Origin of the sequence: Tepidimicrobium xylanilyticum (assembly GCF_900106765.1) — a bacterium.
GTDB lineage: Bacteria > Bacillota > Clostridia > Tissierellales > Tepidimicrobiaceae > Tepidimicrobium > Tepidimicrobium xylanilyticum.
Map to the genome: position 1 here is coordinate 1 of NZ_FNNG01000029.1, position 7195 is coordinate 7195.

Consider the following 7195-nt stretch of genomic DNA (forward strand, 5'->3'; position numbering starts at 1 on the left):
AAGTCTTCCAGCTGCCTTTTTTGATACATTCATTGTATCAACTATATGTTTTATAGCTTTATCTGGCGCTTCTCCTCTTATAAATGATTGAATTAAACTCTTTTGCAATTCATTCATTAACAAATTTTTATCTTTCCATATCCTACTTGAAAAGTTAGAACCATCTGGTGCCCATGGTTTTGTGATTATGCTTTCTATTAGTCCAGTATCTAATATCCCAAATGTATCTCCTACACCAAAGCCTTTTTGTATTTCATATATAGTTCTGTAATAGCCTTCTTCTGTTATGTTTTTAGACAGTTCAGTTAAGCCTTCAAGCCTTTTAGCAGATAAAAGCTCTATTTGCTGCCTAATCTGATATTCTAATGATTCAAGCCTGCTTATTCTTACTCTTGCACTTACATTATTAAGCTCCTTTATCCATGTTTCATCTAGAGAGTTTTCTATTGCCTTTTCTATATATTCTTCTATAGTCCAATGGAATTCTCTTAATTCTCTATTGTTTAACAACCTCCTAGCTTCTGCCAATGTTATTTGATTATCTGTTGCAAATTTAGCATAAAACCTTTCTATCTCTCTTTGTATATTTAGTAAAGCTTTCTCATATTCTCTTATAAGTTCTGTATAATGCCTACCAGCTTTATTTAGTAACGATTCAGTTAGCAGTTCAAACCTCTTTTCCCAGTAACTATTGGAAGGCCTATTCATCTCCTTCATCTCCTGGACCTAAATAACTTCCTTCAAATTGCTTTAGATATTCTTCTTCTTGCTTTTTCAATCTCTCCAATTCCTCTACTACATCCTCTACCCATGGATGATTAGCAACGATTGTTTCGTCGCTTATAATTCCTTTAGATTGAGCTGCAATTTGTGTATCTTCCATGTCATTTGTTATCATAGTTTTTCTAAATGTTACCTGCACTGTGGTGCTGTCATAATCTTTATTGTCTATTATGTTAATATATTCAGTTACAAACCAAAGTAGCCTTTTAATAGCCTTCCTGAATTTCCTTTCCATGATACTAGCCTTATGGTCTAATTGAGAGTATAGAAATTTAAGAGCTACTCCTGAAGGGCTGTTGCCAAACCTATCAGTTTTTAAGTTTACACCTTGTCCAAATAGGAATATATTTTCTTCCAATCGGTCTAGCATCTCTTTCCTAGCTTCTATTGGTATGCTTTGTTCTAGCTTGTCTACTCCACTTCCTTGTTCTCCTGTTACTTTTATGGCTTTATAGTATCTAAGGTTTTCTTTAAACTCTGTTAAGTCTGTGCCTTCATATCCTTTTAGAACTGTTATTATCTCTTGTACTTCCTCTAGATTATTTGCTAGGTCTGAAACATTTTTGTCATAGGCATCTATTAATTCTTTGACAAATTTAAGGTCTGATATTCTTCCTTCGTTGTTTTTAAACTCTATAAAAGGCACTTTAGTCCAGCCATAGCCTACGTCGTTGTAGTAGAAGTGTGGTGCTGGATTAACTTTCTCTGTATCATCTAAGACAAAGTTGCCATCATCATCTTGGATATAATAAGTTACATTATTCCTTGTCCACCACTCTACCCTAATTCTTTCTTGTCCATTTACATCTACTAAGTAATACCTTAATATTGCTTCTAAATTCTCTTGAAGGCTTGTATCATAAATTGGTATTATTTCTTCTGCTGGTATGATTATAAATTTAAAAAGGCCTTCATGATTGATATAAACATGCAGCCATTCTGTCCCTTTATTACTTGCATTTTTAGCTAATTCGCTTAAAGTGTCATCCCATTCTTCGCCAAGAATAAGATTAAGCTTATCTGTATAATCTTTTTGGTCTTCTCCAGCTTGTAATACTACTGGTTTTCCTACTAAATAAGCTACCTTTTGGTCAACAAGTAGCTTATGCCAATTATGAGGTATTTTATTGTTAGGCTTTGTATCATCCTCTACCTTCATTCCATCTTTGTAATAATATTGCTTTCTATCTTTTATGTCGTTATCGTTATAGTAATACCTCTCTCCCTCAATCATTTGACTAGTATCATGTTCGCTAATCAAATCTTTTATTATACTTGAATCTGTAATTTTAGATTCACTTATAAGCTTTTGTTCTAATAATTCCTGGTATGTTATCACTTTATCACCTGCCTTACTTCAAGAATTCTATTCTGCTATATCTCATTTCATCTTCTAATGCATATCTAACAGCATCTATAGTATGGTTATTCTTATCTGGAAATTCTGCTTTAAAATTACCATCTTTATCTTTTTCTAATTCATAGTTTAAAAACTCTCTGGCAGCATTTGGACATCTTTCACCATCTATGATAATCTCCTCTAGATCTTGGAGAAATTTAATTCCATAATCAACACTATCAGGGCCTTTTATTGCTCCTCGAATACGTATACCATAAGACTTCATTTCAGCTATAGATTTTGGTTCAGCACTATCTGCTATAATGGTTTTATGTCCTGGATCTTTTTCTTTAATCATTTCAGCAGCTTTTCTATTGCTTAATCCAACTTTATATATTTCATCAAAGATATAAAGCCTTCTTCTTGTCTTATCATAGTGGCACTTTATATATACAAATGGATCTATAGCATAACCCCAGTCAATTCCTCTTTTAATCCTGTCAAATATTTTGATTTCTTCATCTGTTATTTTCCTTATAGTCACATTAGTAAACACTTCTCCACCTGTACCAGTAACTTCTCCTAAATACTCATGTCTATATGCTTTTTCGTTAACTTTTTTTAAATGTTCTGCCTCAATAAAAAACTGTTCCCCAAGCCATGCTTTAGGAACAGTTAAATATGTGCTATGATGCACCTTTCTATCTGGATATTCTCTTGTTACTTCATTGTTTACCCAATTTCTCTGGCTATCTGGTGGATTGAATGAATAAAAAACATCAAATTTATCTCCACCACGCAGTAAAGATTGGTTGATGATTCGGATTTCTTCCATTCCATTAAATTCATCAACTTCTTCGTACCATACATAACGAATATATCCAGATTTAACTTTAATTGATTTTATTTTCTTTGGTTTATCTGCCCCACGAAACAATATCCTTTGTCCTGTTGGAATATATATAAGCTCTAAGGGGCTTAAACGTGCCATCCAATAATCACTAACACCTAATTTTTCTATAGCCCATAGTAATTGTTCATATACGCTGTCTTTTAAGTTAACTCCTACTTTTCTTAATGCTACTGCATGAGCGTTAGGATTTTTCATCATACCTAGTATTATTTCAATGCTTATAAATGATGATTTTGTGCTTCCTCGTCCGCCTTTTAGCCAATAATGTGTATACCTATTGTTCTTTATGTCATTATGAAGCTCATAAAAGTTAGGAGCTATTAGTTCGCTAAGTTTAATCTTCTTCATCGCTACCATCTTCTTCAATGTCATCTACGATTACAACTCCCATGTTTCCTTCAATATCCACTTTTTCTGTAAACAACGCATACCTCTTGCCAAGTAATTCAGCAGCTTTAATCCTTTCTCTTGCTCCTACTTGCTTTTTTATAGTAGTTGCACTGCTCATGCCTTCTCCAATTCCTTCTACTACAACTACTTCCTCTGTTTCTTCTCCCCTCATTACGCTAGTTAGGTACTTAAGGACTTCCTCGGCCTTTGCTATTTTTTTATCCTCTATTTCTTTTAATTTTTTATCAATGAAAGATTTAATCTTAACATTTCTTAACAGTCTACTTGCTGCAGCTGCTGCTGTATTATCATTTTTCACATGAGGATATGCTACTTTGTATGCTCTAGTTCCATTCAAGTCTTTTAAATACTCAATACAAAATATTCTTTGCTTCTCTGTTAGCTTCACATCACCTCACCTGCCTTTTCTGCAAGAAAAAAGAGCCTATTGGCTCTTAATATTACATACTTTACCTAATATACTCTATTTTTATACTTTTCACCATCTTATCGTTTTCACCTTCATGCATATCTTTTATCACTTCAAATACATTTGAATAAGAATATTGAGTAATTTTTTTCTTAAAAACTTCACCATCAACATAAATTATAGTTATCATATAATCACTTGCTGCAGTTTGAGAATCTGGAGAATTAATATAAGCTTTTTCATACCTTTCCCTCCTTTCTTATTTATATTTCTCCAAGAAAGGAGGAAAATCCTTTTTTTATTCCCATTTAATCTGCCTTAATGCTCCTCTTACTCTTTTATGACTATCATGTTTCATTAGATTTTCTACACTATCTCCTAAATCTATCCTTCTAGGCTTGTCTATTTCGGTTTTAAAGAGTTTTATTAGCCTATTATATGTATTTATATCAGTTAGTCTTAATCTCTCCCCTATAGTCAATTTAATCACCCCAGTCCAATCTCAATCCCTTTTTCTTGCAACTAGGACAAATATTCTTCCCTGCATGGCCGCCCTGCTTTCTAATAGCAGAAACAATATGTTCCCATCTGGGTTTTTCTAATTTATAGTCACAATATTTACATTTAACCTTAATCATATTTATCACCCCAAATAAAAAATCCCACCCGGGGGATTATGGGTGAGATTTTCGATAAATCCTTGCTTTATTTCGTTTTGAGACACATGATATTAGAAACTTTTTTACTTACTATCATATTAACATGCAATTTATTCCTTGTCAGTGGGTTAATAGTGGGTTCTTTTATTCCTTGCAGATATTTCTTTAATATAGTCATAAGAATATCCTAGCTCTTCTGCTATTTCTACAAGCGATTTTCCTTCTATATCTCTCATATACACTACTTTGTAATCTATCCCTTCCAAATTTTTTATCCTTTCCTTGATCCTTTTCTTATATCTCTCCATATTCTCTATAGCTTGTTTATGCAAGTATATATGGTTTTCTATTTTTTTTAGCATCTCTAATGCCTCTTCAAACCCAATTTGCTTAGTCCCATCTACATAAGGTTTTGAATAATCTATAGCTGTTATATCAGAAGGGCCATCTAGTTTGGCCAGCTTACTTATAGACTTTAGCTGCACCTCATAACTTTTAAGTCTATCTTTCCAAATTTCAATTTCTTCGCATAGATCCTTATATGATTTCACTACATCCATCTCCACATCCCTCCTATTCCTCCTCATCATGAATAATCCCATACACATGATATTTCTTTTCAAAACTTTCCCTGCCAATAGTCTCTATTTCAGTATGATGAATTCTACATAGCTGCATCTTCCTTAAATCACTATCATCTATTTTCTTTCTATTACGTCCCATACCTATTGCATTGTAATGATGTGTTTCTCCCTTCCTTCCACATATACAACACTTGCCATATTTAATGCAGCTCCATAGGTATCTATCTATATCATCAGTTCTTTTCAATGCTGCTTCTGATAAAGGAATACCTTCTCTCAAAATAAAATCTATCAGGTAGGTTATGAAGTCCCTTGCAATTGATATGCTGCAGTTTGATAATGAGAAATAATCTATTCCTTTTTCCATGCAGAATTGAAATTTAAGGAATTCTTTATAATACTCTGGCCAATCTCCCAGATAATCAGCTATATCTCTTATAGTTGCATATATCTTTTTTCTTTGCTCTGCAGTAATAGTTCTATTGTCATCTATCCTTATCTCCGCATTAATAACGGATCCATTTCTATATTTAATAATCTTCCTCTGGATCAGTTCTCCTGGTATATGGAGAATAAGATCTGTTCCCTTTTCTGTTTCTCTTATATTTGTTATTTGTGAGAAGTATTGCATATATCTTCCCTCCTCAATAAAAAAGGACACCTCAAGCTACTTTCATAGCTTAAAAGGTGTCCGCCATCTAGGTATGGTAGGACTTTGTATATACAATATCTATACTTATATGTTTATATTACATATTATCCTTGTTATGTTCGGCTAGTTAAAAAAACAAGTTGTTGAGATTGTTCTTTCTCTACTAATTTCCTAATCCTGTTGCAAATTGAATAATGTTTGCACTTCCTCATTTTAGGGTCTTTCATTTCAAATTGATACCTTGCAATTGGAATATAATGTTGGCACCCTTCACAATATTTCAAAATTAACCTCCTTCACATAATAAACATATTGCGTCTTACTTATTACCTTTTTGATTAACCAATTCCTGAACTAATAAGTAATATAACTCTTTACTTATATATTTCCATTCAACATCTTTAGTAGTTCTTAAGCCTATACTGCATGAATTAGTAACAGTATCATAACAAAGCCTTACAACACCATCAGAAACTGTTAAAATTTCTTTGCCTATTTGTCCTGGTAACATCAATACACCTTCTTTCTATTTTTCAACTTATATTCAACATTAAGCTTTCCTTCATGATTTGATATCTCTATATTAAAGTAGTCCAGGCTATTCATCTTTTCAGCTGTATCTACTATTTCATCTATGTATCGTCCAATTTCATTTTTAAGATTTTGTGTTTTTGATTTTGCATAATGCTTATTTATCTCCATAGCTGCCCCCTTTATTTAAACGAATTCTATGGGTGGTGTTGGAATTTCTTTATTTATAGGTCTCCATAAGTGTAAAGTATAAGGATGAATGTTCACATATTCACTTTTTCGTGGATGATACTGAACCACAACTTCTTCATCTTCAAAAAATATATCCTTTACCATATACATTTCATCCCAAGTAGGAACTTTATTTCTATGGCTAACTGATACATGTTCCCATCCCCCACCCCAACTAAACACGAACGTTAATGGCCGTTTTGATATAGGAAGGTGTATATATCCCATCATTCCATCCATGCCTTCTTCTATTATTTGTAACCGTCCATTTCTTCTGATTTCTTCAATTTTTCTCATATTGTCCCTCCTAACTCACCATCTTATGCAATTTCTTTTATATATTTTTCTATTGATTAAGCCATCTTTCAATTTCATCCCCCTTTTACTTAACCACTTTTAGGCTCAAATCAGGGTATTTATACTCAAACAATTTTCGTTTTATTTTAAATATTTGGGTTTCTACCCCTTTTATGTCAACAACATCTGTTGTTCCATCATTGTTTACTATTACAAAATCAGCAATGTAAGTTATTGGCTTAAATTTTTCTCCGTTTTTTTCAAATCCAGGTTGCAAAACATATCTAGGTTGTAATCCAAAATCTTTTATTTCTCCAGCTTGTTTAAGTAGTTTTAACCTGCAATAATACTCTGCTTCTTTCTGACTATCAAACTTTATCCCATCC

General features: G+C 32.7%; 13 protein-coding genes. All 13 read right to left on the minus strand.

The genetic code is table 11. The annotated features are described in order from the left end of the window. The coding region (locus BLV68_RS14975) for a hypothetical protein (RefSeq protein WP_200773820.1) at positions 1-708 on the minus strand (708 nt) is incomplete at its 3' end. Then, positions 701-2122, minus strand: a complete 1422-nt coding sequence (locus tag BLV68_RS14980) for a phage portal protein (protein ID WP_234949946.1) — start codon at positions 2120-2122, stop codon at positions 701-703. The genes BLV68_RS14975 and BLV68_RS14980, both read right to left, overlap by 8 nt. A gap of 13 nt (positions 2123-2135) precedes the next feature. Continuing rightward, a complete protein-coding gene (locus BLV68_RS14985; protein ID WP_234949947.1) occupies positions 2136-3407 on the minus strand; it encodes a PBSX family phage terminase large subunit in 1272 nt (423 codons plus the stop codon). Continuing rightward, positions 3370-3834: a terminase small subunit gene (locus BLV68_RS14990; RefSeq protein WP_093755208.1), complete on the minus strand. Its 465-nt coding sequence runs from the start codon at positions 3832-3834 to the stop codon at positions 3370-3372. Before BLV68_RS14990 ends, BLV68_RS14985 begins: the two co-directional genes overlap by 38 nt. 61 nt (positions 3835-3895) lie before the next feature. Further along, entirely contained in the window at positions 3896-4045 is a 150-nt protein-coding gene (locus tag BLV68_RS15580) for a hypothetical protein (protein WP_159428726.1), read from the minus strand. A gap of 108 nt (positions 4046-4153) precedes the next feature. After that, positions 4154-4336 (minus strand): hypothetical protein, encoded by a 183-nt coding sequence (locus BLV68_RS14995; RefSeq protein ID WP_093755210.1) that lies wholly within the window; start codon positions 4334-4336, stop codon positions 4154-4156. Between the two features lies 1 nt (position 4337). Next, positions 4338-4493, minus strand: a complete 156-nt coding sequence (locus BLV68_RS15585) for a hypothetical protein (protein ID WP_159428727.1) — start codon at positions 4491-4493, stop codon at positions 4338-4340. 149 nt (positions 4494-4642) lie between these two features. Continuing rightward, the gene (locus tag BLV68_RS15000; protein WP_093755212.1) at positions 4643-5074 is read right to left on the minus strand and encodes an RNA polymerase sigma factor sigma-70 region 4 domain-containing protein; all 432 of its coding nucleotides are present in this window, start codon (positions 5072-5074) and stop codon (positions 4643-4645) included. Between the two features lie 13 nt (positions 5075-5087). Next, the gene (locus BLV68_RS15005; protein ID WP_093755214.1) at positions 5088-5729 is read right to left on the minus strand and encodes a putative HNHc nuclease; all 642 of its coding nucleotides are present in this window, start codon (positions 5727-5729) and stop codon (positions 5088-5090) included. Positions 5730-6069: 340 nt separating this feature from the next. Continuing rightward, on the minus strand, positions 6070-6261 hold the full coding sequence (locus tag BLV68_RS15010) for a hypothetical protein (RefSeq protein ID WP_093755216.1): 192 nt from the start codon (positions 6259-6261) through the stop codon (positions 6070-6072). Next, a complete protein-coding gene (locus BLV68_RS15015; RefSeq protein ID WP_093755218.1) occupies positions 6261-6452 on the minus strand; it encodes a hypothetical protein in 192 nt (63 codons plus the stop codon). Before BLV68_RS15015 ends, BLV68_RS15010 begins: the two co-directional genes overlap by 1 nt. Positions 6453-6467: 15 nt before the next feature. Further along, the gene (locus BLV68_RS15020; protein WP_093755220.1) at positions 6468-6809 is read right to left on the minus strand and encodes a DUF7694 domain-containing protein; all 342 of its coding nucleotides are present in this window, start codon (positions 6807-6809) and stop codon (positions 6468-6470) included. An 85-nt stretch (positions 6810-6894) separates the two neighbouring features. Then, positions 6895-7195 (minus strand): DUF1064 domain-containing protein (locus tag BLV68_RS15025; RefSeq protein ID WP_093755222.1); only part of this gene is annotated, 301 nt, incomplete at its 5' end.